This window comes from Pseudomonas sp. HTZ2, from assembly GCF_033173945.1.
Classification (GTDB): domain Bacteria; phylum Pseudomonadota; class Gammaproteobacteria; order Pseudomonadales; family Pseudomonadaceae; genus Aquipseudomonas; species Aquipseudomonas guariconensis.
Map to the genome: position 1 here is coordinate 621,897 of NZ_CP137332.1, position 24,289 is coordinate 646,185.

37 protein-coding genes and 1 pseudogene are annotated in these 24,289 nt (G+C 62.3%); 20 read left to right on the forward strand and 18 right to left on the reverse strand.

The features are described from left to right. Window positions 1–13: 13 nt before the first annotated feature. Window positions 14–391, forward strand: coding sequence for a YkgJ family cysteine cluster protein (locus R6G97_RS02905; RefSeq protein WP_043208043.1), 378 nt, complete (start codon window positions 14–16; stop codon window positions 389–391). An 87-nt stretch (window positions 392–478) separates the two neighbouring features. Further along, window positions 479–1,018 carry a hypothetical protein gene (locus R6G97_RS02910; RefSeq protein WP_317847769.1) on the forward strand — a complete coding sequence of 180 codons (540 nt, stop codon included), beginning with the start codon at window positions 479–481 and terminating at the stop codon, window positions 1,016–1,018. Between the two features lie 43 nt (window positions 1,019–1,061). On the opposite strand, the gene R6G97_RS02915 is transcribed toward R6G97_RS02910, so the two are convergent. After that, window positions 1,062–1,535, reverse strand: coding sequence for a DMT family transporter (locus R6G97_RS02915; protein ID WP_043208045.1), 474 nt, complete (start codon window positions 1,533–1,535; stop codon window positions 1,062–1,064). A 90-nt stretch (window positions 1,536–1,625) separates the two neighbouring features. Between R6G97_RS02915 and R6G97_RS02920 the strand changes: the two genes are divergently transcribed. Continuing rightward, a complete protein-coding gene (locus R6G97_RS02920) occupies window positions 1,626–2,552 on the forward strand; it encodes a LysR family transcriptional regulator (RefSeq protein ID WP_317847770.1) in 927 nt (308 codons plus the stop codon). A gap of 74 nt (window positions 2,553–2,626) precedes the next feature. Here R6G97_RS02920 and mnmH read toward each other — a convergent pair whose 3' ends face one another. Both mnmH and selD read right to left on the reverse strand, forming a co-directional pair. Further along, the gene (gene mnmH / locus R6G97_RS02925) at window positions 2,627–3,745 is read right to left on the reverse strand and encodes a tRNA 2-selenouridine(34) synthase MnmH (protein ID WP_070577027.1); all 1,119 of its coding nucleotides are present in this window, start codon (window positions 3,743–3,745) and stop codon (window positions 2,627–2,629) included. Next, window positions 3,745–4,779, reverse strand: coding sequence for a selenide, water dikinase SelD (selD, locus tag R6G97_RS02930; RefSeq protein ID WP_043208051.1), 1,035 nt, complete (start codon window positions 4,777–4,779; stop codon window positions 3,745–3,747). The genes mnmH and selD overlap by 1 nt, the downstream gene beginning before the upstream one ends. 207 nt (window positions 4,780–4,986) lie before the next feature. Here selD and R6G97_RS02935 point away from each other — a divergent pair, with 207 nt between their 5' ends. Genes R6G97_RS02935 through phnE form a run of 4 tightly spaced genes read left to right on the forward strand, consistent with a single transcriptional unit; the run spans window position 4,987 to window position 8,217 of the window. Next, window positions 4,987–5,841, forward strand: coding sequence for a putative selenate ABC transporter substrate-binding protein (locus R6G97_RS02935; RefSeq protein ID WP_043208053.1), 855 nt, complete (start codon window positions 4,987–4,989; stop codon window positions 5,839–5,841). Continuing rightward, a complete protein-coding gene (locus R6G97_RS02940; RefSeq protein ID WP_043208056.1) occupies window positions 5,838–6,632 on the forward strand; it encodes a phosphonate ABC transporter ATP-binding protein in 795 nt (264 codons plus the stop codon). The genes R6G97_RS02935 and R6G97_RS02940 overlap by 4 nt, the downstream gene beginning before the upstream one ends. Beyond that, the gene (locus R6G97_RS02945) at window positions 6,626–7,453 is read left to right on the forward strand and encodes a PhnE/PtxC family ABC transporter permease (protein ID WP_090345264.1); all 828 of its coding nucleotides are present in this window, start codon (window positions 6,626–6,628) and stop codon (window positions 7,451–7,453) included. The genes R6G97_RS02940 and R6G97_RS02945 overlap by 7 nt, the downstream gene beginning before the upstream one ends. Continuing rightward, entirely contained in the window at window positions 7,450–8,217 is a 768-nt protein-coding gene (phnE, locus tag R6G97_RS02950) for a phosphonate ABC transporter, permease protein PhnE (RefSeq protein WP_043208061.1), read from the forward strand. The genes R6G97_RS02945 and phnE overlap by 4 nt, the downstream gene beginning before the upstream one ends. Window positions 8,218–8,264: 47 nt before the next feature. Here the strand turns inward: phnE and R6G97_RS02955 are convergent, their stop codons facing one another. From R6G97_RS02955 to R6G97_RS03020, 14 genes and pseudogenes are all read right to left on the reverse strand, one after another. Then, the gene (locus tag R6G97_RS02955; RefSeq protein ID WP_102081236.1) at window positions 8,265–8,744 is read right to left on the reverse strand and encodes a GNAT family N-acetyltransferase; all 480 of its coding nucleotides are present in this window, start codon (window positions 8,742–8,744) and stop codon (window positions 8,265–8,267) included. 515 nt (window positions 8,745–9,259) lie between these two features. Beyond that, window positions 9,260–9,472, reverse strand: coding sequence for a helix-turn-helix transcriptional regulator (locus R6G97_RS02960; RefSeq protein WP_274118935.1), 213 nt, complete (start codon window positions 9,470–9,472; stop codon window positions 9,260–9,262). A gap of 10 nt (window positions 9,473–9,482) precedes the next feature. After that, window positions 9,483–10,010 (reverse strand): hypothetical protein, encoded by a 528-nt coding sequence (locus tag R6G97_RS02965; RefSeq protein ID WP_317847771.1) that lies wholly within the window; start codon window positions 10,008–10,010, stop codon window positions 9,483–9,485. After that, window positions 10,007–10,741, reverse strand: a complete 735-nt coding sequence (locus tag R6G97_RS02970) for a metallophosphoesterase (protein ID WP_317847772.1) — start codon at window positions 10,739–10,741, stop codon at window positions 10,007–10,009. Before R6G97_RS02970 ends, R6G97_RS02965 begins: the two co-directional genes overlap by 4 nt. Then, window positions 10,738–11,058, reverse strand: a complete 321-nt coding sequence (locus R6G97_RS02975; protein WP_317847773.1) for a hypothetical protein — start codon at window positions 11,056–11,058, stop codon at window positions 10,738–10,740. Before R6G97_RS02975 ends, R6G97_RS02970 begins: the two co-directional genes overlap by 4 nt. Continuing rightward, a complete protein-coding gene (locus R6G97_RS02980; protein ID WP_317847774.1) occupies window positions 11,055–11,789 on the reverse strand; it encodes a hypothetical protein in 735 nt (244 codons plus the stop codon). The genes R6G97_RS02975 and R6G97_RS02980 overlap by 4 nt, the downstream gene beginning before the upstream one ends. After that, on the reverse strand, window positions 11,786–12,115 hold the full coding sequence (locus R6G97_RS02985; protein WP_317847775.1) for a hypothetical protein: 330 nt from the start codon (window positions 12,113–12,115) through the stop codon (window positions 11,786–11,788). Before R6G97_RS02985 ends, R6G97_RS02980 begins: the two co-directional genes overlap by 4 nt. Then, entirely contained in the window at window positions 12,099–12,290 is a 192-nt protein-coding gene (locus R6G97_RS02990) for a hypothetical protein (RefSeq protein ID WP_317847776.1), read from the reverse strand. The genes R6G97_RS02985 and R6G97_RS02990 overlap by 17 nt, the downstream gene beginning before the upstream one ends. Further along, window positions 12,287–12,850 (reverse strand): hypothetical protein, encoded by a 564-nt coding sequence (locus R6G97_RS02995; protein WP_317847777.1) that lies wholly within the window; start codon window positions 12,848–12,850, stop codon window positions 12,287–12,289. Before R6G97_RS02995 ends, R6G97_RS02990 begins: the two co-directional genes overlap by 4 nt. Then, on the reverse strand, window positions 12,837–13,064 hold the full coding sequence (locus tag R6G97_RS03000) for a YlcI/YnfO family protein (RefSeq protein WP_317847778.1): 228 nt from the start codon (window positions 13,062–13,064) through the stop codon (window positions 12,837–12,839). The genes R6G97_RS02995 and R6G97_RS03000 overlap by 14 nt, the downstream gene beginning before the upstream one ends. 94 nt (window positions 13,065–13,158) lie before the next feature. Then, window positions 13,159–13,347 (reverse strand): annotated as a pseudogene (gene csrA, locus R6G97_RS03005) (carbon storage regulator CsrA); the annotation flags it as partial. A 43-nt stretch (window positions 13,348–13,390) separates the two neighbouring features. Next, window positions 13,391–14,224, reverse strand: coding sequence for an SPFH domain-containing protein (locus R6G97_RS03010; protein ID WP_317847779.1), 834 nt, complete (start codon window positions 14,222–14,224; stop codon window positions 13,391–13,393). Further along, entirely contained in the window at window positions 14,221–14,469 is a 249-nt protein-coding gene (locus R6G97_RS03015) for a hypothetical protein (protein WP_317847780.1), read from the reverse strand. Before R6G97_RS03015 ends, R6G97_RS03010 begins: the two co-directional genes overlap by 4 nt. A gap of 81 nt (window positions 14,470–14,550) precedes the next feature. Further along, window positions 14,551–14,940 carry a LuxR C-terminal-related transcriptional regulator gene (locus R6G97_RS03020; RefSeq protein ID WP_317847781.1) on the reverse strand — a complete coding sequence of 130 codons (390 nt, stop codon included), beginning with the start codon at window positions 14,938–14,940 and terminating at the stop codon, window positions 14,551–14,553. Window positions 14,941–15,100: 160 nt separating this feature from the next. Between R6G97_RS03020 and R6G97_RS03025 the strand changes: the two genes are divergently transcribed. Beyond that, window positions 15,101–15,421: a DUF1654 domain-containing protein gene (locus R6G97_RS03025; protein ID WP_317847782.1), complete on the forward strand. Its 321-nt coding sequence runs from the start codon at window positions 15,101–15,103 to the stop codon at window positions 15,419–15,421. Between the two features lie 37 nt (window positions 15,422–15,458). Here the strand turns inward: R6G97_RS03025 and R6G97_RS03030 are convergent, their stop codons facing one another. Continuing rightward, window positions 15,459–16,277, reverse strand: coding sequence for an XRE family transcriptional regulator (locus tag R6G97_RS03030; protein WP_317847783.1), 819 nt, complete (start codon window positions 16,275–16,277; stop codon window positions 15,459–15,461). Between the two features lie 91 nt (window positions 16,278–16,368). Between R6G97_RS03030 and R6G97_RS03035 the strand changes: the two genes are divergently transcribed. From R6G97_RS03035 to R6G97_RS03090, 12 genes are all read left to right on the forward strand, one after another. Further along, window positions 16,369–16,665: a YdaS family helix-turn-helix protein gene (locus R6G97_RS03035; RefSeq protein ID WP_317847784.1), complete on the forward strand. Its 297-nt coding sequence runs from the start codon at window positions 16,369–16,371 to the stop codon at window positions 16,663–16,665. After that, window positions 16,662–17,207 carry a KilA-N domain-containing protein gene (locus R6G97_RS03040; RefSeq protein WP_317847785.1) on the forward strand — a complete coding sequence of 182 codons (546 nt, stop codon included), beginning with the start codon at window positions 16,662–16,664 and terminating at the stop codon, window positions 17,205–17,207. The genes R6G97_RS03035 and R6G97_RS03040 overlap by 4 nt, the downstream gene beginning before the upstream one ends. Window positions 17,208–17,338: 131 nt before the next feature. Continuing rightward, the gene (locus tag R6G97_RS03045) at window positions 17,339–17,725 is read left to right on the forward strand and encodes a hypothetical protein (protein ID WP_317847786.1); all 387 of its coding nucleotides are present in this window, start codon (window positions 17,339–17,341) and stop codon (window positions 17,723–17,725) included. Continuing rightward, window positions 17,719–18,015, forward strand: coding sequence for a hypothetical protein (locus R6G97_RS03050; protein ID WP_317847787.1), 297 nt, complete (start codon window positions 17,719–17,721; stop codon window positions 18,013–18,015). The genes R6G97_RS03045 and R6G97_RS03050 overlap by 7 nt, the downstream gene beginning before the upstream one ends. Beyond that, on the forward strand, window positions 18,012–18,767 hold the full coding sequence (locus R6G97_RS03055; RefSeq protein WP_104833989.1) for a Rha family transcriptional regulator: 756 nt from the start codon (window positions 18,012–18,014) through the stop codon (window positions 18,765–18,767). Before R6G97_RS03050 ends, R6G97_RS03055 begins: the two co-directional genes overlap by 4 nt. After that, the gene (locus R6G97_RS03060) at window positions 18,764–19,405 is read left to right on the forward strand and encodes a hypothetical protein (protein WP_317847788.1); all 642 of its coding nucleotides are present in this window, start codon (window positions 18,764–18,766) and stop codon (window positions 19,403–19,405) included. Before R6G97_RS03055 ends, R6G97_RS03060 begins: the two co-directional genes overlap by 4 nt. A 224-nt stretch (window positions 19,406–19,629) precedes the next feature. Continuing rightward, a complete protein-coding gene (locus R6G97_RS03065; RefSeq protein ID WP_317847789.1) occupies window positions 19,630–20,415 on the forward strand; it encodes a helix-turn-helix domain-containing protein in 786 nt (261 codons plus the stop codon). Continuing rightward, window positions 20,412–21,191, forward strand: a complete 780-nt coding sequence (locus R6G97_RS03070) for an ATP-binding protein (RefSeq protein WP_317847790.1) — start codon at window positions 20,412–20,414, stop codon at window positions 21,189–21,191. The genes R6G97_RS03065 and R6G97_RS03070 overlap by 4 nt, the downstream gene beginning before the upstream one ends. Beyond that, window positions 21,188–22,597: a replicative DNA helicase gene (locus R6G97_RS03075; protein WP_317847791.1), complete on the forward strand. Its 1,410-nt coding sequence runs from the start codon at window positions 21,188–21,190 to the stop codon at window positions 22,595–22,597. The genes R6G97_RS03070 and R6G97_RS03075 overlap by 4 nt, the downstream gene beginning before the upstream one ends. Further along, the gene (locus R6G97_RS03080) at window positions 22,584–23,081 is read left to right on the forward strand and encodes a hypothetical protein (RefSeq protein WP_317847792.1); all 498 of its coding nucleotides are present in this window, start codon (window positions 22,584–22,586) and stop codon (window positions 23,079–23,081) included. Before R6G97_RS03075 ends, R6G97_RS03080 begins: the two co-directional genes overlap by 14 nt. Then, window positions 23,078–23,641 carry a hypothetical protein gene (locus R6G97_RS03085; RefSeq protein WP_317847793.1) on the forward strand — a complete coding sequence of 188 codons (564 nt, stop codon included), beginning with the start codon at window positions 23,078–23,080 and terminating at the stop codon, window positions 23,639–23,641. Before R6G97_RS03080 ends, R6G97_RS03085 begins: the two co-directional genes overlap by 4 nt. Beyond that, window positions 23,638–24,249, forward strand: a complete 612-nt coding sequence (locus R6G97_RS03090; protein ID WP_317847794.1) for a hypothetical protein — start codon at window positions 23,638–23,640, stop codon at window positions 24,247–24,249. The genes R6G97_RS03085 and R6G97_RS03090 overlap by 4 nt, the downstream gene beginning before the upstream one ends. Window positions 24,250–24,289 lie beyond the last annotated feature (40 nt).

The following is a 24,289-nucleotide window of genomic DNA, read 5'->3' on the forward strand; positions in this document are numbered from 1 at the left end:
CCTCCGTGCCATCATGTCCGAATACAACCCTTGCCTTGACTGCGGCGCCTGCTGCGGGTACTTCCGTGTGTCTTTTTTCTGGGGCGAATGCCAATCAGCCGGGGGCGTGGTGCCCGACGATCTGGTGGTTCAGATCAACCCAACCCGGGTCGCGATGATCGGCACCGATGCCAAACCTTGCCGCTGTACGGCGTTGGGTGGCGAGATCGGCAAGCAGGTCGCTTGCACCATCTACGAAAACCGCTCGAGTCCATGCCGAGAATTCGAAGCCTCGTGGGTCAACGGTGTGCATAACCCCAGCTGTGACGCAGCCCGCGCGCATTATGGGCTGCCGCCGCTGGAGGCCAACGAGCCGCACTGGCCGGAGGATGACGGGGCCGAAGTGGCCTGACAGGGGCTTGTGGCGGGAAACCACCTGTTGCGTGAAACACAGGTGCTGTATGGTTTCAGGTTCGTCCAAATACCCTGGAGCCTGAGGTTGTCTGCCTATTACCTGCCGTTGAGCCTGCTTGTGTACCTGATCGGCCTGTTTTTTGACGGCGCGTTGATGGGAGCAGGTCGGCACATGCCTGCCTTGCAGATGCTGCTTTACGGGCCCTGGGGCGTACCGTTCGGCTTGTATCAATGGTTTGCCAACCCGTTGCTGGTGCTAGCGGTGCTGGCCCATCGGCGCTTTCGCCGGTTGGCGTTGCTGTTGGGGGGGGGCGCCCTGTACCTGGCGCTCAGTAGCCTGGGTATCGAGCGGCTGCCGGACAACCACAGCTATGCCTTCCAGGACGTCACCGGCTTCGGTGTTGGCTTCTACTTGTGGAGCCTGGCGATCCTGGTGTTTTGCCTGGGGCAGGCCTGGTGGTGCTGGAAGGCACGGCGCGCCGACGACATGCCCGGCTGGCACTGGCTCGATGTGGCGCTGATTGCTGCGATCGCCGTCACGATGTATGCCGGCACTCAGATGCCTGCACTGCATTTCGATGTGGACAAGGTCCTGATGCCGCCGGAGTCGTCACAGTCGCTGTGACTGCAGCTGTGTTGCCAGCGAGCAAGACAGTGCGAACACCACATCAGCGAGACGTACCCCACTGCACCACCAGCATACCCGCCACGATCATCCCGACGCCCGCCAGGCGCAGAGCGTTGACGGGCCGTTCCGGCAACCCCATCAGCCCCCATTGGTCGATCAGCAGTGACGACAGCACCTGCCCGGCGATCACGCAGACGATGAATCCCGCAGCCCCCAGCCGGGGTGTCAGCACCAGTGCGGCAGTGATGTAGAGCACACCCGCCACACCGCCAAACCAGGCCCACCAAGGCGCCTGGGCCAGGTTCTGCAACTGCGGCACAGGTGCTCGCATCAGCAGCAAGGCAGGGACCAGCATCAGCAGGCTGACGGTCAGCGATACCCCCGCCGCCCACAAAGGGTGGCCCAGCAAGCGACCGAGCGCGGCATTGCTGCCGGCCTGGAAAGGCACGGCGGCGCCTGCCAGCAGTGCAACGAGCAAAGGGAGGACGGCTGAGAAGGAGAGGGCGTGCGGCATTGAATGGCTCCTGTGGAAAACACTAGGCGCAGTGTTGTTTATCCATTTCAATGATGGAAATTCGAAATTCACACAGTCTGTATTCGTCATATGGATGATTTGCGTCGTATCGACCTCAACCTGCTGTTGACCCTGCATGCCTTGCTCAGCGAGCAGCATGTTTCACGGGCTGCCGTACGCCTGCACCGCAGTCAGCCTGCCGTGAGCCATGCGCTGGCCCAGCTGCGAGACATCTTCGTTGACCCACTGTTGGTGCGCCGGGGCGGCCGTCTGCACTTGAGCAGCCGTGCCCAGGCCCTGCGTGAGCCGCTGGAGCAGGCCCTCGCACAGCTCGACGGCCTCTTGGGGAGTCCGCGTTTCGAACCGAACCGGGCGCGACGCACCTTTCGCCTGGCAATGTCGGACTATGGCGCGCGGGTGGTGTTGCCGGGGCTGATGCGCAAGCTCAGAGAGCAGGCGCCAGGCATCGACCTGGTGGTATCCCAAGGCAGCCGTGAAGCGATGATCGGACAGTTGATCGACGGTGAAGTGGACTTGGCCCTCGGGGTGTTCCCCGATTTGCCCTCAGAGGTGCAGGTACAGGTGTTGTTCGAGGAGTCGTTCATCTGCCTGGCGGACCGCCACAGTCTACCGGCGCGCACCGGGCTTTCGCTGGCTCAGTGGCTGGCGCGACCTCACGTGCTGGTGGCCGTGCGGCCGGGCATCGACAACGAGATCGACTTGGCGCTCCAGGCGTCGGGTCAGGGGCGGCGGATCGCGCTCACCCTGCCGCACTGGGGCGTGGCCCAAGGCGTGATCAGCGGTACGGACCTCATTCTGACCGTGGCCCGCCGCAGCCTGGCGGGTACCCGGCTCGACCCTGAGTTGCGCTGCTTTGCGCCACCACTGCCGATCGCGCCGTTTGCCTTTACCCAGGCCTGGCACACCCGGCGCGAGGGCGATGCCGGTCACCGCTGGCTGCGTGAACTCATCCGTACGCTTTGCGATGAACACGATGTGCCGAGCTTAGCCAGTTGAGCGCAGGGTTCTGAGGGTGGCGCCGTCGCCATGGGAGCGCCGCTCCGGCGCCCCTGGCTTATGCGGGGCAGGGCTCAGGGCGCGAGGCGTGGCTCGCGTTTGGCCCGGGCCTTGAGGTATTCGCGCACCTCGACCCCGTCGCCGGCAAACTCGATACGCTCTGCCTTGGCTTGGCGCTGGTAGGCATACATCGGGTCGTAGTATTCGTTGAGCAACCCTTCGATCCAACCGCGGTGCAGATCCACCGCGCCACTGCGCAGCTGCTCGTCCAAGGCCTGGCCCAGTAGCGCCGACAACCGCTGGAAGCGCTCACCGCCCAAGCGCTTGTGGATATTGCCCATGCTTTGCAGCATGCGTTCGGCGAACAGCCGACGGCCGTCTTCTTCGCCATGCAAGGCGACGAACTCGGCGCACAGGTTGATCACGTAGTCCCGCAGGATGCGCTCCACGCGGTTTTCGAAGCTGTCTTCCAGCCACACCAGCGGGTACTGCTGCATGCCCTGGTACAGCTCCAGGGGCACCGAGCAACTCCCGACGATGCGCCCTTCATCCTCCAGAACGAACTGCTGCATTCCTCGGGCGCGCTTTTTCAAGATGTCGATGGCCAGCTGGTTTTCGAAATCGATCTGCGCCGGCTGCGCCGTGGCCCGCTTGCCGAAGCTCGAGCCGCGGTGGTTGGCGTGGCCTTCGAGGTCGAGCACGTTGTCCAACTGAAGCAGCACGTCGGTCTTGCCCGTGCCGGTAAGGCCGCCTACCAGCACGAAGTCGCACTGCTCGACAGCTTGCAAGGTGGTCTCCAGCAGGAAGGTCCGCATGGCCTTGTAGCCACCCTTGACCTTCGGGTACTGGATGCCGGCTTCGTCCTTCAGCCAGCCTTGGACGATCTGTGAGCGCAGGCCTCCGCGGAAGCAGTACAGATAGCCGTCGGGGTGGGCCTTGGCGAACGCCGCCCAGGCTTCCAGGCGTGCCTGCTTGATGGCGCCGCCGACCAGTTGGTGACCCAAGGCGATGGCGGCGGCCTGGCCTTGCTGCTTGTAGCAGGTGCCGACCTTTTGCCGCTCCTGATCGTTCATCAGCGGCAGGTTGACGGCGCCGGGGAAGGCCCCTTTGGCGAATTCGATCGGCGCGCGCATGTCCATCATCGGCACGTCGTCGAGGAACAGTTGGCGGTAGTCGGTGCAGTCGTTGCGCATCAAAGCACCTCGACCGCGTGGGTCTGTCGCTCGACCAGCTCGCCGATCGGCGAGAGGGCCAGGTTCAGTTCTGCGGCTACGGCGAGGAATTCGGCCTCGCCCTCGGGGCTGACCGCCACCAGCAATCCACCGCTGGTCTGCGGGTCGCACAGCAGGTGTTTCTGGTCTTCGGTCAAGGCTCCGATCTTGTGGCCGTAGCTGTCGAAGTTGCGCAGGGTGCCGCCAGGGATGCAGCCCTCGGCCAGGTAGTGATCGACGCTGGGCAGGCGTGGCACGGCATCGTAGCGCAGGTGCGCCGTCAGGCCGCTGCCTTCGGCCAGCTCCACCAGGTGGCCGAGCAGGCCGAATCCGGTGACGTCGGTCATGGCCTTGACGCCGTCGAGCTTGCCGAAGCGGCTGCCGGGGGTATTAAGGGTGCACATCCAATCGCGGGCCAGGCCCTGGTCCTGGGTGCGCAGCTTGGCCTTCTTCTCGGCGGTGGTGAGGATGCCGATGCCCAGGGGCTTGGTCAGGTACAGGCGGCAGCCGACGTGGGCGGTGTCGTTGCGCTTGAGGTGGCGCTTGCTGACCACGCCGGTGACCGCCAGGCCGAAGATCGGCTCGGGCGCATCGATGGAGTGACCACCGGCCAGCGGGATACCCGCTTCGGCGCACACGGCGCGCCCGCCGCGGATGACTTCGCGGGCGACTTCCGGCGGCAAGACGTTGACCGGCCAGCCGAGGATGGCGATGGCCATCAGCGGGTCGCCGCCCATGGCGTAGATATCACTGATGGCGTTGGTGGCAGCGATGCGGCCGAAGTCGTACGGGTCGTCGACGATCGGCATGAAGAAGTCGGTGGTCGAGACCACGCCGCGTTCATCGTCCAGGGCGTACACGGCGGCATCGTCGCGCGAGGCGTTACCGACCCAGAGTTTCGGGTCCAGGGCCTGGGCGCCGCTTTCGGCGAGAATCACATCCAGCACCTTGGGGGAGATCTTGCAACCACAGCCGGCGCCATGGCTGTACTGGGTCAGACGAATCGGTTCGCTCATACGCACCTCGGATTTTCGTGATGCGCGATTGTAGCAAAGCTGGCCTTTGCGCCACCGGCTCTTATAATCCCCGGGCCGACTGCAAGCTCCAAGTTCCCAGCGCCAAGAGGCAAGTACTTGGGATAGTCAGCGAAGTACGCGGTTCGCTTTCTCTTGTAGCTTGCAGTTGCAGTTTACCCTTTCCCCGCTATTGAACCGGAGAATCCCATGCTCAAACGTCCCCTGGCGGTCGCCGCCGGTCTCGTGCTGTCTTGCTGTGCCGTCATTGCCCAGGCTGCTGACACCCTGAGGGTAAGCGCCATCCCGGACGAAGCGCCGACCGAACTGCAGCGCAAGTTCAAGCCGCTGGGCGAATACCTTTCCAAGCAGTTGGGCATGGATGTGAAGTTCGTACCGGTGGCCGATTACCCGGCGGTGGTCGAGTCGCTGGCTTCCAATCGTCTGGACATGGCCTGGCTGGGCGGCTTCACCTTCGTCCAAGTGCACTTGAAGGACCCGACCGCCACACCGCTGGTGCAGCGCGAGCAGGATGCCCAGTTCACCTCCAAGTTCATCACCGCCAACCCGGATGTGAAGAGCCTGGCCGACCTCAAGGGCAAATCGTTCGCCTTCGGTTCGATTTCCTCGACTTCCGGCAGCCTGATGCCGCGTTACTTCATGCTCAAGGAAGACAACATCAAGCCTGAGAGCTACTTCAGCCGCGTTGCCTACTCCGGCGCCCACGATGCCACCGTGGCCTGGGTCCAGGCTGGCAAGGTCGATGGCGGCGTGCTCAACGCTAGTGTCTGGCAGAAGCTGGTCGATGCCGGCAAGGTCGACACCAACAAGGTCAAGGTCTTTGCCACCACTCCGACCTACTACGACTACAACTGGACCGTGCGCGGCAACCTGGACCCGGCCCTGAAGCAGAAGATCAAGGCCGCTTTCCTGGCGCTGGACCCAGCCAACCCGGAGCACAAGGCGATCCTCGACCTGCAGGCCGCCAGCCGCTTCATCGAAACCAAGCCTGAAAACTACGTAGGCACCGAGCAAGCTGCCCGTGAGGCCGGTCTGCTCAAGTGACTATTCATCTGCACGGCGCCAGCCTGCGCCATGGCCAGGTTCGCGCCCTCGATGCGGTGAGCCTGCGCATCGACAAAGGTGAGCGGGTGGCGATCATCGGCCCTTCCGGGGCCGGCAAGTCGAGCCTGCTGCACCTGATGGCGACGGCGGTCCAGCCCAGTGCCGGGCGCTTGGAGCTGCTCGGCCAGCAACCTTGGGCGCTGTCTGCCAGAGCCCGCCAGCGCCTGCGCGCGCGGGTGGGCCTGGTGCACCAGGCGCCGCCGTTGCCACCGCGCCAGCGCGTGGTCACGGCGGTGCTGGCCGGGCGCCTGGGGCAGTGGGGCATCCTGCGTGGCCTGCTCAACCTGATCTACCCGAGCGATGTGCCTGGGGCTCGTCAGGCGTTGGCCGAGCTGGGACTGGCGGACAAACTGTTCGTTCAGTGTGGGCAGTTGTCCGGCGGTCAGTTGCAGCGAGTCGGCATTGCCCGAGCGTTGTATCAGCGGCCTGAAGTGTTGCTGGCCGATGAGCCGGTTTCGGCCATGGACCCGGTGCTCGCCGACCACAGCCTGGCTCTGCTCAATCGTCATGCCCAGGACAACGGCGTGACCTTGGTGGCCAGCCTGCACGCAGTCGATCTGGCACTGGCGCACTTTCCCCGAGTGATCGGGATCCGCGAAGGTCAGGTCGCATTCGACTGCCCTGCCCAGGCGGTGACCGAGAGCCTGCTCGATGCGCTTTATGCCAACGAACAGCTGGCCTCGCCGCCCACCCCTGGGCCGACCCTGACGGTACAGATCCCGCGATGCTGAAGGCCGACACACGCGACCCTGCGGCATTGCCCCGGCTGTTGCTGACCTTGCTCGCTCTGGCGTTGCTGTGGCCTGGGCTGCGCTTGAGCGAGCTGAACCCTGGTGTGCTGCTGCAGGCGGAAAACCGTCAGCAGATGGGCAGCTTCGTCAGCGCTTTCTGGCCACCGGCGCACGATAGCGACTTTCTCTCGCTGCTCTTCGAAGCCACCTTGCAGACACTGGCCGTGGCCACTGCTGGCATGGCCTTGGCATTGCTGCTCGCGGTGCCGACCAGCCTTTTGGCCAGTCGCGCCCTGTCGCTGAGGGCCGCTTCACGCGGTGGTCGCCCGGGGCTGTGGTCGCGGCTGCTGCGCATGCCGGTGCGCGGCTTGCTGGTATTTTTGCGCAGCGTGCCGGAGATCGTCTGGGCTTTGTTGTTCGTGCGCGCCGTTGGCCTTGGGCCTACGGCTGGCGTGCTGGCGATTGCCATCACCTACGCCGGCATGCTCGGCAAGGTCTACGCGGAAATCTTCGAATCGGTCGACCAGCGCCCGGCCCATGCGCTGTTGCAGGCCGGAAGCGGGCGGTTGATGGCGTTCTTCTACGGCATCTTGCCCGGCGCTGCCGCGGAGGTGGTGTCCTACACCGTGTATCGCTGGGAGTGTGCGGTGCGGGCCTCGGTGGTAATGGGCTTTGTCGGTGCGGGCGGCCTGGGGCAGCAGATCGACTTGTCCATGCGCATGTTCGCCGGGGCCGAGGTCGCGAGCATGCTGCTGGCGTTCCTGGTGCTGGTGGTGCTGGCCGATCTGCTCAGCCGGGTGCTGCGGGGGAGGCTGGCATGAACCGGGTGATCAACCTGCTGATCGTCGTCGCGATTCTCGCCGCTGTGGTGGCGTCGTTCAGCTACCTCGAGCTGGACATGGCGTCGGTGGTCGGCAACGGCGGGCTGGCGCAGATGGGCGAATATGCACGCCGATTCCTGAGCCCGGACCTGTCCACCGAGCACCTGCGAGCCGTAGGCAAGGGCGCACTGGAGACACTGGCCATGTCTGGGCTTGGAACCCTGCTGGCAATGGTACTCGGCCTGTTGCTGGCGCTGCCGGCCGCCGGCCGCTTCGGCTGGCCGCTGCAGGGCGCTGCGCGGTTGCTGCTCAATGCCTTGCGTGCAATCCCTGAGCTCGTCTGGGCCGCTTTGACCGTGCTCGCTGCGGGCCTAGGCCCCAACGCCGGCACCCTGGCTTTGGCCCTGCATACTGCAGGCGTATTGGGCCGCCTGTTCGCCGAGGCCCTGGAAAACGCCCCCGCCGAGCCTGCTGCCGCCATCCGCCTGCAAGGTGGCAGCCAGGCTGCGGCGTTCTGCTTCGGCACCTTGCCCAATCTCTGGCCGCAATTGCTTGCCTACAGCCTCTATCGTTGGGAAAACAATATCCGCATGGCCAGCGTGCTCGGTTTCGTCGGCGCCGGCGGGCTGGGACAGATGCTCTACACCACCCTGAGCCTGTTCCAGGAGGCCCAGGCCAGCACCGTGATCATCGGCATGCTGGTGCTGGTGTTGCTGGTGGATGCCTTCAGCGACGTGCTGCGCCAGCGGTACGTGCGCGCCTGAGCCCTTGGTGGGCTGCGCTCACTAGGAAAGGGCCGGGGAAGCGAGGGTCAAGCGAGCACCTGCCTCATCTGCACCAATGCCACTCGGCTGCCATCCGGCGCCTGGCGCTCTTCGATGCCAAACGGCACGAAGCCCAGCTGTGGATAAAGCAGCAAACCCGCCGTGTTGTGGTTGAAGCACGATACCCACACCTCCCGTGCCGCGAATCGCTCCCGCGCCTGGTCGATCATGCATTGCACCAGATAGCGGGCCACGCCGTGGCCTCGCGCGGCAGGGGCCACCACCACGTTGCCCAAGGCGCACACGCCACCATGCTCGGCCTTGTAGAAATTGGCAAAGCCCAGCACCACGCCATCGCCTTCGATCACCGTCGATCCGCTGCGCTGGGCGATGGCATCGCTCAGTTGGTCGGGCGTGAGCGGGTAGGTGGCCTTCGGGAACATGTAGAAGAGCTCGTCCGGGCCTTGAGGGAAGCAGCAGAGAGCGGCGATGTCGTCGTGGCGTACGGGGCGGTGTGACAGCTTCATGGGGTATGCCTTCGAGGGGGGCTTCGATTTACATACTGATGGCGTTGCCGATCGACGGGCAAGTCGGGCTGCCGTTCGACTCTCATTCTCTAGTCAGTGCTTGTCCCCCAAAGAGTCGCGACGCGGCCCCGATGACATGGCTACGGACGCTGCCGCCCTTGACAGCAGGTGCGCAGCCCGCTCCAGGTCGCTCCCCGCCGGTCGCTGGAAACAAGGTCATCCGCCCTACACACGCCAGCATCGCCGAGGCCTGATCCAGCGGCAGGATCGAGGCATGCCTGCGTGTAGCGTGGTCAGCCAGAATGGCGCGTACGCTGTGGGAACGGGTTTACCGCGAAAAAGTCAACGCCATGCAGGCCAAATCCCAGGCACAAAAAAACCGACCATAAGGTCGGTTTTTTCCGGATTTTGGTGCCCCGAGGGAGACTCGAAAAACAATGAATTCAAAGGGCTTGAGTGCCTTGTTTTTCGGCCCCATACATGGGGCCATACAAGAATCTCTGCGCTGTGCCGGCCTAAGCTGCACCACGGGAATCCATCTGCACCTGAATCCATGCCTCGATTTCACCGAGCACAAAATACACCGCTGCCTGCCGCGTGACACCATCCTTGATCGGTCGCGGGAAGGTCGGATCATTGTTCACTCGGCGGTTGACGGTCACCCGACTGACGCCGAGCAGCTTACAGGCCTCTTTCATGTGGATTAGGGTTCGAGCATTGGTCGTCATGTATGGATCCTCAATCGACACTGTGATTCGATGCCTGACGCGTCAGGTTTTGGTTGTCACGCTGATCTTTCACGTCAGCTGGTCGGCGTCGGTCGCGCTTGGCGTTGATCGCCCGCAACACCGCATGCACCACCGAGCTGACCTTGGCCTTCTGGCAGTCCAGCAACTGATCGAACGGTGTGTCGGCGAAGCTGCTGACGCGATGGACCTCATCGCATGCCGCCTGGAAGTCGCCGCCGTACAGATGCCCTTCGGCACTTTTGGCTCGCTGGCGCCAATAGGCGTTCAGGGCTGGAAACTTGCGCAGGCTCTCCAGCTCTCTATTGCGCCAAAGCAAGCTGTTCTTGATAGCCTCTTCAAGAGCGACAGAGACAGCCTCGGCCTCTGTGGGAATGTCGCTGCCTGCGCGCCACCAGATCGAGACAAGCTCATCACCGGTCAGATCGTTGACGCGGACCCGCTGATCTACCTGCTCGCGCACGATGATCATGCTGGCGGCTGTGGCAAGGCGATCATGCAGGCTGTTCACTTCGTTCATGGCCGCTCCTCCCAATCCCAGTGCAGCTTCGGCTCAATCGGCGGGTGAGCCGACAGGGTGTGCAGGTTCAGCAGCGTGAAATAGCCGTCCATCCAGCCGGCGGTGTCGATGTGGTAGACGTTGCCCAGGACTGCCGGGCGCTTGACGGTGGTATGGCCCACCACCACCGCGCGCACACCCTCAACCCCATGGCGCTGTTCGTGGCTGATCCTGCTGCGCGACCACTGCACCGCCTCTTCGACGTTGCGCATGCCGGGCATGTTGCCTTCCGCCCAGGACTTGAGCATTGCCCAGGCTGGGAATGGACAGTCGGCGTGCACGATGCCCACCAGCCCCTGCGGCGTCTCGACCTCGATGATCAGCGGCAGGTCGGCCAGCAGCTCGACATAGCACGCTTGCTCCACTGATGATCTGGCGTAGAGCCAGGCGCCGCCGTTAGACAGATGCACATCGCCAAAGCGGCCGGACGGATCGAACCGGTACGCCTCGATCGCCATCTGCTCGTGGTTGCCGCGCACGGCGTGGAACCATGGCTTGGCCAGCCAGGCGTCCACCTGGTCCGACTCAGGCCCACGGTCGACCAAGTCGCCGACCGAGAACAGCCGATCCGCAGATGGATTGAAGCCGACCAGATCCAGGGCTCGCTGCAACCTGGTGAAGTGCCCATGGATGTCGCCAACCGCGAAGTCGCGCCCGGCGGTGTTGATCTGGAATTCTTTCAGGATGCTCATGACAGCACCCCCGCAGCACGCGCTGCTGCTGCCGTGATAAGGAACGACACAAGGAAGACGGACGCCGCCAGGCCAGGATGGTTACTGCTGATAAGCGCATAGAGCTGGAAGCCCGTGCTCGGCACGCTGATCCACCAGTAGCGCAGCAGCCGCTCGACCACTTCACCGGTTACGGCGCCAGAAGCCCAGCCAATCCAAGCTAAGACGTTGAAGGCCATGGTCACGTAGAAGGCAAAGCGGTGCAGTTGGGTGTTTCCGAACAGCAGCGACAGGCTGATGACGGCGCTGATTGCCGTGGATATGAGGGACTGGATCATGCAAAACCTCCCGCCAGAGCAGCCAGCTCGGCCACCAACGCATCAGTGCGCCCGTAGAACTTGCCGGCGTCCTCGTTCACGAAGCGTTCGAGCACGGTGCTCACGGCCTGCTGGTTGGCCAGCCCCCGCAAATCGGCGGTGAGCATGGCCGCGTCGGTCGATGGCTCATGCGTGAAGGCCTCCTGACTGATCAGCAACGTGCGCACCGGGCGGATGCCCTTGCTCTTGCTGGCCCAGTTGGTGTCAGGCACGCACCAAGGAAGCATGTGCAGGCACCAGGAACTACCGGCGCTGGGCTTCTGCGTGCTGGACCAATACTCACGCAGCGCGAAGGCCTGCGCAGGCCCGCCAGCACCATCCGCTGGCCAGTGCTTGCCCCAGTCCGGTAGCTGCAAGAGGTTGACCCTCATCACCTGCAACTGCTCGATGCTGGGCAGGTGCCAGCCGCGATGGCCATGAATGGTCATGCCCAGCACCTTCTTGGCGATCGCGCTTCCCGCTTCGGCCATGGCCAGTGTGTTTGCCAGCCCGTCGTGGTAGGACTTCGCCCCGCGGACGTTCAGGCGCGGGCCAGGAAGATCCCACCACTGGGCCAGCATTTCGAACTCACGCCCAGCGTCGATGATCGCGTGCTCGGCACCATCGAAGAAAAGACGTCCGGCGTAGAAGCCACCGGCCAGCGGCTGGCCAACAGCGGGCAGGGCGGCCGGGTTGATCGCGCGACGTTTCATTGTGAGCACTCCTTCAGCTCCTTGATCACCGACTCGATCCCAGCTGCGTAGCTGCCAGGTCGATCGACAGCTGCGCCTGCCAGGCGCTCGACAACTACGGCAACCGGTGAGGCGCGGAGCGCCGTGACCATATCGATTGCCCAGCTGCGCCCCTCCAGAAACATGAAGCGGTTGATGGGGCCGATGATGACTACCTCCAGGCTGCGCGGCTTGGCGTCTGGCGAAGGCGTGCTAATTTTCGGCGCCTTAGATGTAGGTGCTTTCGCTGGCTTCCCGCTGATCCGCCGGCGGGCGTGTTCAAGCGCCATTTCAGCGAGGCTGCCCATGGATGGCGCCCTCCGTGTCAACGACAGCCCGCAGGCGCAGCGTGATACCGCACTCACGGGCCAGCTGGTTGAGCCGGCCCACGCTGGTGGTGCTGTCCTGCAGCGCCTTGCCAAAACGCACCAGGCGCTCGCCCAGGTCTTCGAATTCGTTACGGGCTGGCTTGGGCTGGTTCATGGCTGCTGCTCCTGCACCACCTGCTGCTCCAAGGCTTCCAGGCGCAGGGTGGTATCGATCTCCTGATCCAGCTCTTCGCCGGATAGCCAGTTATCGCCGCGCACCACCAGCAGATCTTCGTCGGGATCTCCGATACGCTCGCGGTCACGCAGCCAGCGGTACCGGCGGGCGTCGGCTACCAACTTGACGTGCTCGTCGATACCGAGCGCCTTGCAGAATGCAGGCTCTCCCTTCTCTGCCATGTAGAGCATGGCGTCGTTGATGTGGCTGAACTGCAGGTCGCCTTGCACCACGACGTGGCGCAGTGCAACCGACAGGAAGTCCAGAACCTGCTTATCGGTCCATGGCGTGTACACCACCGACATCTGCGGCGCGCCACCTGCACGGGCCAGCGCTTTCTCAAGCTCCCACTGCAGGTCACCCTGGCTGGCGCCGGCGATCACAGCCAGGCCGCGACCGATATGGACGTGGGCGCCGAGTTGGACGAACGGAAGCACATGCTCCAGGGTGCCGCCCTGGGCCGGGCGCAGAATCAGGCTGATGCGATCAGGCTGCGTCATGGCGAACTCCTTGGGCGGTGGCGGCCAGGGTCAGCGCATCAAGCAAAACGTTGGCGCGCTCGTTGCGGTCCAGGTACTCGCGAATCGCCTTCACGATCAGGCTGTTCATGCTGCGGTCGTCCGCGTTGGCTGCGGCGGCTACCTGGTCGCGCATTCCGTCGGGCAGGCGGACCACAAATTTTTCAGCGGTGCGGCTGTCGTATTCAAAGGCCATGGCGGACCTCCTGTTGGGTTTCGTGGGCGGCGTGCTCTTGGGCGAGCAGCTGGCGCCACTCTGCTTCGGTGCGGTTGGCATAGAGCGGCTCGGGCTCTGGAGCAGGGGCCGGTAGGGATTGGTTGGCAGCCTTTAGCTCGGCAATTTCCGTGCGATCTACGGCAACCCCGCGTGGGGCCTCTACCCCAAGACGGACCTGGCCACCTTTGATGCCCAGGACGATGACTGTGATGTCGTCATTGATGCGGATGGATTCGCCTACGCGGCGCGTCAGGATCAACATGATCTAACTCCTTGTTGGGGCGGCCACCGCCGCCCCTGTATGGTTACTTGATGCCAATGAAGGGCAGCGGGGCCTGGCCGCCGGTATAGGTCGGCAGCTTGCCGTCCCACTTCTCAACCGCGTTCAGGGTCACCACGTCAGGGTTCGCGCGAAGGGCCTGGGCGCGGACTTCGATCGCCTTGGCATCGGCCTGCGCGATCAGCAGCTTGGCGTCGGCCTCGCCCTGTGCTCGCGCACGCTCCTTGTCTGCTTCCGCTTTGGCCTGGGCCACCTCATTCCGGCGCTGCTCGGCCATTTGGGTAGCCTGGATCTTGGCGTTTAGGCTGGCGGTGACCTGCTCTGGAAGCGCCAGGTCGGAGGCGTAGTAGATGCGCTCCAGGTTGATGCCGATCGGCGCTACCTGAGCACGGACGCGCTGCTCGACCGCCAAGAGCAGATCGGCCTTGCCGGAGCCGTATACGCTTTCGACGGGCAGCTTCGAAGCCACGTCATTGAAGGCGTCACGGACCATGTTGCGCAGGAACTTGTTGGTGATCTCGTCGATGCCGGCGCGGTACTTCTGGAACAGAGTGGTGACCTTGTCCGGGGCCACGGCGTAGGTGATACCTACGTCGCCGCCGACCTTCATGCCCTCGACGGTCTGGAAAGTGATGGTTTCGTCGCCGGTCCAGGTCTCGGTTTGGGTGAAGGTCGGGAACAGGTACAGCTCTTCGTTGATGCCGACCCAGTACTTGCCGGTACCGACCTCCTTGAGCTCAACGCCTTTCTCCGACCCGTACAAGTTGACAATGACCCCGACGTTGCCGGCCGGGACCTTAGAGCAGCCGCCCAGAATGGCGAGAGCACACAGCGATACAGCAGCGAGTAAACGCTTCATTGGTCTTCCTCTTTGGTGATTGCCGCTTGGGCGCGGCGCTTGTTGAGCAGGTGATTGGCAAGGCAGGCCGTTGCGACCAGCCAGATGCCGATGAGGGTGAGGCCGACCACCACCAGGGCGTCGGACTGGCTGCTAATGAGAGCTGGCGCGATGAAGCGCAGCACGGCCAGCGATAGCGCCAGGTAGAGCAGTGAGCTGGTCAGCGCGATCATTAGGTCTAAGGAGCGGATCGTGGGTTGTTTCATCACTTTCTCCAAGGCGAGCAAATGCCTGCCGCGTTTGTTGGCTTTCGCAAAAACTGGATGGGTTAGGTCAGATCGGCAGCGTCACGCCACCGCCAAGGCGCATTCATGGCGCCGGGTAGCAACACGGGTTTCAATCTTGCGCTCACCACCGTTGCCGCCGCGGCGAACACGAAGCGCAACGTCATCACCGATCATCGAGTGAAGGGTCAGCACCAGCGCCAAGGCAGTCGCTACCGGGCTGATCAGGCCTTTCTGCATGGCCACCGCAACGAGCTGGGCTCGCTTGATTACGCCTAGCTTTGTGCTGGCTGAGAGCAGACGCTTATCGACGGTGTCTTTCGCTACGCCGAGTTCGCGGGCAGCCGCTTTACTCGTCATCCCGCATGCCACGGCCATCACGCACTGCAATTCACGCTCGGCCAACCCCATGCCGAGATTCCCAGTCCAGGTACCGAATGTCAGTGCGTTCATGAGCGGTGCTCCATGCAGTTGAGTTCTGTTGAGTCAAATAATGGTTTGCCTTTATTAGCTTGTCAACAGGTAAACCTTTATTTCGTGCGCGAGCTTCCATCGAAGCAAGGAGGTTGGTTACTCTTTTGCTGTACGGATATACAGTTATCGAGGGGTGGCTATGGCTAAGCAAGAGAGACAGGCGCCAGAGCAGCGCAACGTCATGACAGGAATGGAGCGTCTGGTCTTGAGGGTTTCCTCAATGATCAACCACCCACTAGCGCAGACCCAGAGGTGGGTCACGATTCATCAGCTTGATACTGATAGTGATCAGGATTGGGAGGAGGTCATGGGCTTGCTCGCGGAAACGCCGGAGCTTGAGATTACTTTCGGTGATGATGGGAGCGTTACGCTCCAGTGGGAATCCGACGATTCGGAAAACGCAGTCATAACGCTAGAAGATGAGGGTGGCGAGGCGGAAGAAGTGCCCGCTCCATTCTGAAAGACACGCTGAGTGCTCATGGCTTTAGCCTTGGGCGCTATAGCAGGTTGCCGTTCCAGACGTAAAGAACCCTGGCCTGAATGTAGGTCTCCTCCCGGCGGATCATCCGGTCCTTGTGCTTTGGGTTATCGGAGATCATTTCGAAGTGATCCTCATCGGCGATCTGCAGTCGCTTGATGTACTCGTGTCCGCACCAGGAGAAGTAGTAGATACCATCACCCACAAATTCGCGGATGCTCACGTCGACAATCAGCGGGTCGCGATCTTTGATGGTCGGCGTCATCGACTGCCCCCATCCTGTGACGAGCTTCAGGTGGTGCGGCTCCTTGAAGTCCAGCCCCAGCTCTCGCAGGTTTCGCAAGCTTACGCGAACGTCTCGGAGCACTTCCGGGTAGTCGTGCGTTACCTGGCCTCCGCCCATTGCGCCACGCACGTCATAGTGCGCAATGCGGAACTCATCCCCGGCTGGACGTCGATTTGCAGCACCAGGTGCATTTGCACTTTCGATGAACGTATCAGTTTCTTCGGCAACCTCAAGCAACCGCTTGCGCGCCTGCTCTGGCAGACCTGCTCCAGCCTTCTGGAGCATCTGTCGCACCATGTCAGCCGCTGTCAGTTTCTCTGTTGGGGCGCCAGACTCCTCGCCTGTTGCATTGCTTTGACCGACGCCTTCTGCGAGCCATAGCGGGTCCACTCCGCAGATCTGGGCAATCTTGACGAGGTGCCCGCTGGTACGAGACAGCCCGCGCTCGATTTCCGAGATTGAGGCCTGCTTGATGCCTACCCGATCTGCCAGCTCCGACTGGGTAAGTTGCGCCAAGCGGCGGGCTTGTTTGAGGCGGTCTTTGAGTTCCATAGCGCACCAATTTAATGGTTAACCTTTTTCCTTGCAAAAAGGTGTGCCTTTAAAATAAAGTAAAGGCATACCTCTATTCGGCGTTCAGCCCATGAATGAAATATTCAATGACTTGGTCAGATTTTTTGGCGGCCAAGTGGCAACAGCGAAAGCCCTTGGAGTCACGCAGGGCACTGTCAGCGGTTGGGTGCGAGGCATCCATGGTTGCTCAGCTGATATGGCGCTGATCATCCAGGCCAAAACTCATGGGCGTTTCGCCGCTTCTTGTATTCGTCCATCGCTGGCGGAGTCGCTTCCAACCTTGGAGCAAAAGGTAACAGCAAGAAGCCATCATGCGCAGACCAACGAATCTGCTGTGAATTCATCCAGTACCGGAGGTGCGCAGTGAGCAACGTAATTTCATTGCCATTCGAGGGCGAACCGGTGCAGTTCAATCTGGATGGCTGGATCAATGCTACCCGCGCCGCAGCACGATTTGGAAAGGTTCCGAATGAGTGGCTGCGCCTTGCTTCCACCCATGAATATCTCGAAAAGCTGGCCGCCAGGGCCTCAGCTAGTAATGCGGGGAAATCCCGCATTACGTTCGTGACCTCACGCCGAGGCAACTCCCCGGATAGCGGAACATGGATTCATCCACGGCTCGCTGTGAAGTTCGCACGATGGTTGTCCGTAGACTTTGAGCTTTGGGTTGACGAGCAGATCGACGCGCTTCTTCGGGGCAGCCTGTCTGCGATGGATGCCCTAAACCGCGCCTGCAAGAAATTTGACGATCACAAAGACGTAGCTAGTGCCGCCGGTCGTGCGCTGAATGCCTGGAAGCGTGCAAAACCAACCCTGATCGCTGAGGTCGAGCGCGGTCGTCAGTTGGTGCAAATGACCCTGGGCTTCGACGCCCCCAGTACCAATCTCAAAAAGCAGGCGCTGCCATGAAGGTCTGCCCATCCCAGTTTTTGTTGAGCGGCTAAATCGCGCGCAACAAAAAACCCGCCGTAGGAAGCGGGTTTCTCTAACCAGTCCCCTGGCAGGGACTTTTTGAATCTTCGTCACTTGGAGACGATTTCATGCAGCCCAAAATTACCACCGGACACAACCGGACGCAATACCCGCCACTTCTGAAGGAGCGGTTCGCCATTATCACGTCTTGCGGTCCTGACGTAGGCGTCGAGCTTCCGCCGATTTCAACCAAGGACTGTGAGGAAGCGATCGGCTTGCTTCGTCAGGCCTACCCATCCGTCCGCCTGATCTGTGTGTATGCGGAAGCCACTGTCGATCTCCCCGCGCTTCAACAACAGGCTGACCGCCATCGCGACATCATCGTCAACTGCCGTGGAGCTGACTATCCAGCCTCGGTTTACGCCGAGCGCCTTGGTCTGCCGATGGTGTTTGGCGAGGTCGCGCCACAAAAGCCAGCCTCTCGAAATCGTGGCGCGGGAGGTGCGGCATGCTGACAGTCCGAACGGAGGTAATGGCGCCGCCGATTTCCGGCGAGATCGTCCAGGACGTAACCCTCACCGCCGCCGAAATCGCACGCTTCAACGAAGCCCGCGAGTCATTCAAATTGATCAAAGCCTTGTACTGGGCGCATGTCGTGCCTTCGCTCGGCGGATTCGGCAATCCTGTAACCGGGGAGCTTGAACGCCTGTTTGAGCGGGTCGTTTTCGACACCAGGAATTTCCTGTACCCGCACCGCAACGCAGCTGCTTTCCATGATGCGAAGGATGTGGGAGGTGCGGCATGAACCTGGTCACCATCAAGGACGGCGATGCCGTCACCACCACTCTCGCCGTTGCCCTGGGCACTCAGAACGACCACGCCAGCGTTATCAAGTTGGTGCGCTCCTACCAGGCCGACTTGGAGGAGTTCGGACTTCTGGATTTCAAATCCGAAAGTACCGGAGGCCGGCCTACCGAGTACGCATTCCTGACTGAGCCCCAGGCAACCCTGCTGCTGACGTTCATGCGCAACACCGAGATTGTCCGGGCCTTCAAGAAAAAGCTGGTCCGCGAGTTTTGGGAGCTTGTCCAGGAGCGCAACCGTGCCAGCCAGCCTGACGTTACGACCCAGGAAGGTGCCCTCATTGCGCTGCAGGGTGCCGTTGAAAAGCAGCTGGCGCTGATCGCTGAGAACCGACAGATCGCCCAGCAGCGCGATGAGGCAGTCCGAACGAAAGCCGAAATTGGCACCCGCCGCGAAGCCACGGCTATGGCCACCGCATCCGCTGCAGTCCGTCAGGTGCAAAAGCTCAAGGAAGAGCTGGGCCTCGGCATCCGCCAGGCGTCCGTGGTCGCGGTCGAGAAGGCCACCGGCCGCAACTTCGGCACCGCCGGTTACGTGCCGCTGCGCAAGTGGTGTACGGCGCGCGGCATCACCGCCCCGAAAGTCATCCACCCCACCTTCGGCACGGTTCGTTCCTGGCCCGCTGGTGCCTGGATGGACGTTTACCAAATTGACCTGGCCGAGCTGTTCGGCACTCCGGGAGAAACCGCATGAGCACCATCAAACTCGAAATTGCCGAAAAGATCGCAAGCATCGCGAACAAGCCCAACCTCTCTCGCAAAACGATGCTGATCCTTACTCAGCGAGTGGTGCGCAACGGTTTGGCCAAGCTGCAGCAGATTCGCGATGAACGCCGCGTCTTCCGTCGCGAGGCGGCAAAGCTCAAGGCGTACCCAGTGGCGCAGCACCAGGCAGACATCATCATGGCGAAATCCAAGAGCCATCGTGAAGATGACCACAAGACCACCAAGCAGGGTTTGATCGGTCTTGGTTACCACCTGATCAAGGACACCGACAACAGCTACGACGCCATTGGCTTCGACTGCTTGTGCGACCTGCTGAGCATCAACCCGGTACATCGTGCAGCAATCCAGAACGACGAGCGAGGTCTTGCCGGGCTGATCTACGTCGCAAGGTTGGAAAACAGTGCCAGCCCACAGTCCGAGGGCTGGGGAGAGGGCGGGCCTTTGTTTGAGGCGTGCTTCATGGCGATGGTCGACTGGATCAAGACAGCTCCCGAAGGCGACCTGCCTGATCTGTTCGGCCCAGGTTCGCCCTTTGCTGGCGCTGAAGTGGTCCAGGTCAACCCGTTGACGGATATCACCGGCCCATCATCGGAGACTCTCCAATGACCCCGACCACAACCCACGCCCAGGCGCCCCAGCAGCGCGCTGGCGCAACGATTAACGCCACGGCGTACCCCGAGCTACGCAAGCTTCCGGCACCTGCCGGAGGCGGAGCGCTGGGGCATCTACGAGCTGGCCAAGTCGGGATGGCAGACCAGGCAAGAACAAGGGCATGTGATGCCCGAATCCTACGACGCATTCGTGCGCCGCGTCACAGAGGAGCTTGAGCTGTGAGCACCATTCTCATGAGCGCGTGCTGGCCCCTTCAGGGCATGAGCGCCACCCAGAAAGCCGTTCTGATATCGCTGGCCGACAACGCCAACGACGAAGGTGTCTGCTGGCCATCGGTACCCCGCATCGCATCTCGCACCTGCCTTTCTGATCGTGCTGTTCAGTCCGCAATCAAGTGGCTTTGCGAAGCAAACCTGCTGGCAGTCAAGGCGCGTAATGGCCGATCGACGATGTACACGCTGACCCCCGAAGCATATTCACCCCCGAACGAGGTTCACCCCGAACCAGATTCACCCGCCACCGAAGGAGATGCACCACCACCCCCGAACGAGGTTCACCACACCCCCGAACCACGTTCACCCATAACCATAAAGGAACCCAAAGTTGAACCATCAAAGAACCGTAAAAGGGGAAGTGATGGGTTCACGGTTGAGCAGATGCTCGAGCTGGCACCCACTGATCTGAGTGAGCAAACCGCCCGTGATTACTTCCAGTTCCGGAAGAAGAAAGGCCCGCTGAATCTGACGATCTGGAACAACGTTCTCGCAGAGCTTGAGGGATGCCGGGCCGCTGGGATCAGCCCGGACAAGGCCCTGGCCGAGGCGATGACCGCTGCTTGGCAGGGGTTCAAGACCTCCTGGATTGTCGACCGACTGAAAAAAGAGGCTTGGACCTCCGGCACTAGGGGGGCAGGCCAATCGCACCACACCGACCTCGACAAGATTGACCACACCGAAGGGTTTGTTCGCCAGCCTGACGGGACTTACCGGGTAGCAAGATCATGACCACTCCACAAATTCTCGAGACCAAGACCGCCGAGTGCCGTACCCACGGCACCTACACGGACGAGCTGATCGAATCGTTCTCTGGTGATCACTTCTGGCAGGGATGCAAGCGCTGCCAGTTCGACGCCGCTCACTCGAACGACGAAATGATCCGCAAAGCTGCGCTGACCACGCGGCACCAGCGGACGATGAACGCCGGCCTGCTGGCTTCGGATATCCCACTGCGCTTCCGGGCTGCAACGCTGGATAACTACCGTGTCGGTAGTCACCCCGAAGGCCAAGGCGCAGCTCTGAGCGAGTGCCGTAAGTACGTGGACGAATTCGAAGCCAATTGGGATGCTGGGCGCTCGATGATGCTGCTTGGCAGTGTCGGTACTGGAAAAAGTCACCTGGCCTGTGCCATTGCCCAGCAGGTGATTCGCAGCTTCGGAGCTTCGGCGCGGTACACCATGGCCATCGAGATCATCCGCGATATCAAGATGACCTTCGACAAGAAGTCCGAGCAGACCGAGCGCGACGTGTACGCCTCCCTGTTGAAGCCGGATCTGCTGGTGATCGACGAGGTAGGCGTTCAGCACGGCAGCGACTTCGAGCGCCAGGTGCTGTTCGAGGTGATCGACTCGCGGTACCGACAGCTGATGCCGACCATCGTGATCTCCAACCTGGGGCTTGCCGGCCTGCGCAAGTGCCTGGGTGATCGCGCTGTCGACCGTCTGACCGATGCTGGCGGGCCTGCTGTCCTGTTCACCTGGGCCTCGGCGCGAGGTGAAGCATGAGCGAACTGGTAATGGGATACCCGGAGGCCGAGCACGGAGTGCTGGGGGCGATCATGCTGGCGTCTCTCGATGGCAACGCCGCGCTGGTGGATGACATCGTCAGCCAGATGACCAGTGCCGACTTCCTCTACGACGACCATGCGGCCTTGTTCGACGTGATCCGTGACTGCTTGGATCGTGGGCTGCCGGTCGATGCGGTGACGGTCGGTGACGTGCAGCGCCTCCTTCCAAGCGGGAAGGGCACGCTGGCATTTGCGGCGGACCTCTGCCGGAACGTGCCCTCGGTGGCCAACGCGATGGCATACGCAAAGCAGGTCAAGCAGTGGGCGGTGATTCGCCAGGTGGTCGATATCGGCCATTCCGCGAAGGCTGCCGTTGCAAATGGCCTGGTGCCGGACGAGATCATCGCCCAGGCCCAGCAGTCCATCGCAGACCTGCGTGACCTCCAAGGGAGCGGCAAAGCCGGTTACAAGCGTATGGCCGAGGTGCTGCCCAAGGTCTTCGACGGCATGCAGGAAGTGCTGGACGACCGAGCGCCGCCGAAGCTTTCGACTGGCCTGGCCGATCTGGACAAATTGATCGGCTTCCTGCGCCCCAAGAGCATGGTGGTGATCGCCGGCCGCCCAGGCAGCGGCAAGACCATGCTGGGCTTGCAGATCGTCAACCACATCGCTATCCGTGGCGCTGGCGTGGGTCTGATCTTCAGCCTGGAGATGGACGAGAAGGAGTTGACCGTCCGCACCATCGCTTCCCAGGGCGGGATCGACCTGCGCCGCATGGAGGAGGTCAAGAGCCTCGATGAGGACGAGTGGCAGCGCATCGGGACTGCAGGCAGCAAGATTGAGGCAGCTCAGTTGTACCTGAACGACACCCCCGGTATGACCATGAGCGCCATCCGCTCGGAAGCCCGCAAGCTCCAGCGCGAGCAGGGCCTCGACATCCTGATGATCGACTATCTGGGGCTGGTGAGCACTGAGGGCAAGAACCAGAGCCGCACCGACGCCGTGGCGAAGATTTCCATCGCCCTGAAGAATCTGGCGAAGGAACTGAGCGTGCCGGTGCTGGTGCTGGCGCAGCTCAACCGAAACCCGGCGAGCCGCCCCGGCAAGAAGCCCCAGGCCAGCGATCTGCGCGACTCTGGCCAGATTGAGCAGGACGCTGACGCAGTGATCCTTGTGCATCACGATCCCGAGTCGGAAGCGGGTGAGCAAGGCGTCACCGAGCTGATCCTCGACAAGGGGCGCCAGGCACCGCAGGGCTCATGCCTCGTTCAACGCCAAGGGCAGTACGCCCGATTCGTCAATTTTGCCGGAAATCGCCTCCCACCTGACGACGAGGTCGAGATGGGGCGTGTCCTGAATTTCTCCAAGCACCGTAAGGGGAGCAAGCACCGTGAAACTTTCTGATCTGTGGCCACGCGCTGGCGCTGGCAAACCTGCAACCCCGGTCGTGTCGGTGGCGGTGACCAAGCGTGCTGGCGCCGAACAGCCTGTTGCCACTGGCAATACCCCTGCGCCTGCTGCTGCCCCGCGCGGCCCTATCGAGCTGCCCGCCACCCTCGCCGAGTGCGAATCCCTGCATGAGCAGCTGGTTACCGACGCCATCCGCCTGGAGCTGGCGCTTGATCAGGCGCAGGCTGATGCCGCCCAGGGAATCCCCTACAACCGTAGCTGGTACAACCGGGCCAAAGCTGCGCTCAAGCACATCAACCACGACCGTACACGCCTGCTGTACCGCTGCGGACAGATGCGCAAGGAGGCCAAGGCGCAGTCGCAACTGCACATGGACCGGGTGATCCTCGACGTGATCAAGGAGTCGCTGCCCGCCGACCAGTTCCTGGGCTTCGTACGTATTGCAGAAGCCCGCATGGCCTCGGAGGTGGCGCGATGAGCCCATTCGAGCTGTTGAGGCGTTTGACGAATCCTCCGGAGACGATCTCCAGCTATCGGTCGACATCCCTGTGCGGCAGCCAGGTTCCGCCGACGCGCAATCCAGCACCGCCAGAGGCGCCAAAGCGCTACCCCGAGGCCGAACGAATCGCCGCCTCGCTGCGTGACTTCCCGGGTGACTGGGGCTGGCGCCTCAAGGGGTACGAACTAGAGCACAAGCCGAGTGGGTTTGTGCTCTGGGTGGCGAACAAGTCCTACGGGCTGGCCGAGCGGGCCAATGGTTGCAACTCGGAACTAACAGAGCCGGAACAGGCCATCATCTGGCCTGCCGTTGAGGCCTGGCTGGAGTCTCACAGGGTCGGCTTCACCGGTCGGCTGCCCAAGGCGAAGATCTGGCGCAAGGGTGGTATCTGGCGCTGCATGTCCGAACAGCACCCGTGGGCTGGCGCTGGCAGCTCACCGGAGGAGGCGTACCGGTCCTGGTCCAGGGCTGTATCGATCGAGGCGCGGACCGACCAGCGCCCCGGTGAAATCCTGCACGTATGGAGTGCCGCACAATGAGCAACGCACTGGCGGCTCAGCCGCGCCGAATGCTGGCTGACTTCCAGCCTATTGTTTATCAGGGCGTCATGGCGGCCATCGTGAGAGTTCTGGCGGCGGACAGCACCAGCAACGCGACACGGCAAAGCTGGCAGAAGCTGATCGACTCAGGCCCGCGCACCGGTGGTTTCCGAGCCCTGCTTTCGGCTCGCGACCAGTTCGACTACGACTGCATACTGCATGCCTTGCTACATCGTGAGCTGACGCCTGCGCATTGGGATGTACTGGTGGGTAAGTTTTCAACGCACAAAGCCAACCGCGTCAGCGCCATCGCTCGCACCATCCCTCGGATTAGCTCACCTGCGCCGGCCCTGTTCATCTACAAAGCCACGACCGTGTGGTTCATCCCGAAGATGAAGGGCAAGCAGGGCAAGCGCTCGACCGATGTTGCGGTGCTGCCGGATGAGTTCTACGACGTGAACACTTGGGACACCGAGGCGCGCCCTGATTCCACCCGCAGTCGTTGGCGTCGGGGTATTCACAAGTGCCTGGAGGCCTTGGAGGAGGGCGCGGTAATTCATGTGACCGAGATCCTTGAGCGGGAGCAACTGATCGAACGAATAGATTGACAATGGTGAGCGAATGAGCGAAATTGCCAACCATCCTCAC

Coding starts and splice junctions, on each gene's coding strand:
- R6G97_RS02905 (WP_043208043.1), top strand. CDS start 14: ATGTCCGAATACAACCCTTGCCTTGACTGCGGCGCCTGCTGCGGGTAC.
- R6G97_RS02915 (WP_043208045.1), bottom strand. CDS start 1,535: ATGCCGCACGCCCTCTCCTTCTCAGCCGTCCTCCCTTTGCTCGTTGCA.
- R6G97_RS02920 (WP_317847770.1), top strand. CDS start 1,626: ATGGATGATTTGCGTCGTATCGACCTCAACCTGCTGTTGACCCTGCAT.
- mnmH (WP_070577027.1), bottom strand. CDS start 3,745: ATGCGCAACGACTGCACCGACTACCGCCAACTGTTCCTCGACGACGTG.
- selD (WP_043208051.1), bottom strand. CDS start 4,779: ATGAGCGAACCGATTCGTCTGACCCAGTACAGCCATGGCGCCGGCTGT.
- R6G97_RS02935 (WP_043208053.1), top strand. CDS start 4,987: ATGCTCAAACGTCCCCTGGCGGTCGCCGCCGGTCTCGTGCTGTCTTGC.
- R6G97_RS02945 (WP_090345264.1), top strand. CDS start 6,626: ATGCTGAAGGCCGACACACGCGACCCTGCGGCATTGCCCCGGCTGTTG.
- phnE (WP_043208061.1), top strand. CDS start 7,450: ATGAACCGGGTGATCAACCTGCTGATCGTCGTCGCGATTCTCGCCGCT.
- R6G97_RS02955 (WP_102081236.1), bottom strand. CDS start 8,744: ATGAAGCTGTCACACCGCCCCGTACGCCACGACGACATCGCCGCTCTC.
- R6G97_RS02960 (WP_274118935.1), bottom strand. CDS start 9,472: ATGACGACCAATGCTCGAACCCTAATCCACATGAAAGAGGCCTGTAAG.
- R6G97_RS02965 (WP_317847771.1), bottom strand. CDS start 10,010: ATGAACGAAGTGAACAGCCTGCATGATCGCCTTGCCACAGCCGCCAGC.
- R6G97_RS02970 (WP_317847772.1), bottom strand. CDS start 10,741: ATGAGCATCCTGAAAGAATTCCAGATCAACACCGCCGGGCGCGACTTC.
- R6G97_RS02975 (WP_317847773.1), bottom strand. CDS start 11,058: ATGATCCAGTCCCTCATATCCACGGCAATCAGCGCCGTCATCAGCCTG.
- R6G97_RS02980 (WP_317847774.1), bottom strand. CDS start 11,789: ATGAAACGTCGCGCGATCAACCCGGCCGCCCTGCCCGCTGTTGGCCAG.
- R6G97_RS02985 (WP_317847775.1), bottom strand. CDS start 12,115: ATGGGCAGCCTCGCTGAAATGGCGCTTGAACACGCCCGCCGGCGGATC.
- R6G97_RS02990 (WP_317847776.1), bottom strand. CDS start 12,290: ATGAACCAGCCCAAGCCAGCCCGTAACGAATTCGAAGACCTGGGCGAG.
- R6G97_RS02995 (WP_317847777.1), bottom strand. CDS start 12,850: ATGACGCAGCCTGATCGCATCAGCCTGATTCTGCGCCCGGCCCAGGGC.
- R6G97_RS03000 (WP_317847778.1), bottom strand. CDS start 13,064: ATGGCCTTTGAATACGACAGCCGCACCGCTGAAAAATTTGTGGTCCGC.
- R6G97_RS03010 (WP_317847779.1), bottom strand. CDS start 14,224: ATGAAGCGTTTACTCGCTGCTGTATCGCTGTGTGCTCTCGCCATTCTG.
- R6G97_RS03015 (WP_317847780.1), bottom strand. CDS start 14,469: ATGAAACAACCCACGATCCGCTCCTTAGACCTAATGATCGCGCTGACC.
- R6G97_RS03020 (WP_317847781.1), bottom strand. CDS start 14,940: ATGAACGCACTGACATTCGGTACCTGGACTGGGAATCTCGGCATGGGG.
- R6G97_RS03025 (WP_317847782.1), top strand. CDS start 15,101: ATGGCTAAGCAAGAGAGACAGGCGCCAGAGCAGCGCAACGTCATGACA.
- R6G97_RS03030 (WP_317847783.1), bottom strand. CDS start 16,277: ATGGAACTCAAAGACCGCCTCAAACAAGCCCGCCGCTTGGCGCAACTT.
- R6G97_RS03035 (WP_317847784.1), top strand. CDS start 16,369: ATGAATGAAATATTCAATGACTTGGTCAGATTTTTTGGCGGCCAAGTG.
- R6G97_RS03045 (WP_317847786.1), top strand. CDS start 17,339: ATGCAGCCCAAAATTACCACCGGACACAACCGGACGCAATACCCGCCA.
- R6G97_RS03050 (WP_317847787.1), top strand. CDS start 17,719: ATGCTGACAGTCCGAACGGAGGTAATGGCGCCGCCGATTTCCGGCGAG.
- R6G97_RS03055 (WP_104833989.1), top strand. CDS start 18,012: ATGAACCTGGTCACCATCAAGGACGGCGATGCCGTCACCACCACTCTC.
- R6G97_RS03060 (WP_317847788.1), top strand. CDS start 18,764: ATGAGCACCATCAAACTCGAAATTGCCGAAAAGATCGCAAGCATCGCG.
- R6G97_RS03070 (WP_317847790.1), top strand. CDS start 20,412: ATGACCACTCCACAAATTCTCGAGACCAAGACCGCCGAGTGCCGTACC.
- R6G97_RS03075 (WP_317847791.1), top strand. CDS start 21,188: ATGAGCGAACTGGTAATGGGATACCCGGAGGCCGAGCACGGAGTGCTG.
- R6G97_RS03085 (WP_317847793.1), top strand. CDS start 23,078: ATGAGCCCATTCGAGCTGTTGAGGCGTTTGACGAATCCTCCGGAGACG.
- R6G97_RS03090 (WP_317847794.1), top strand. CDS start 23,638: ATGAGCAACGCACTGGCGGCTCAGCCGCGCCGAATGCTGGCTGACTTC.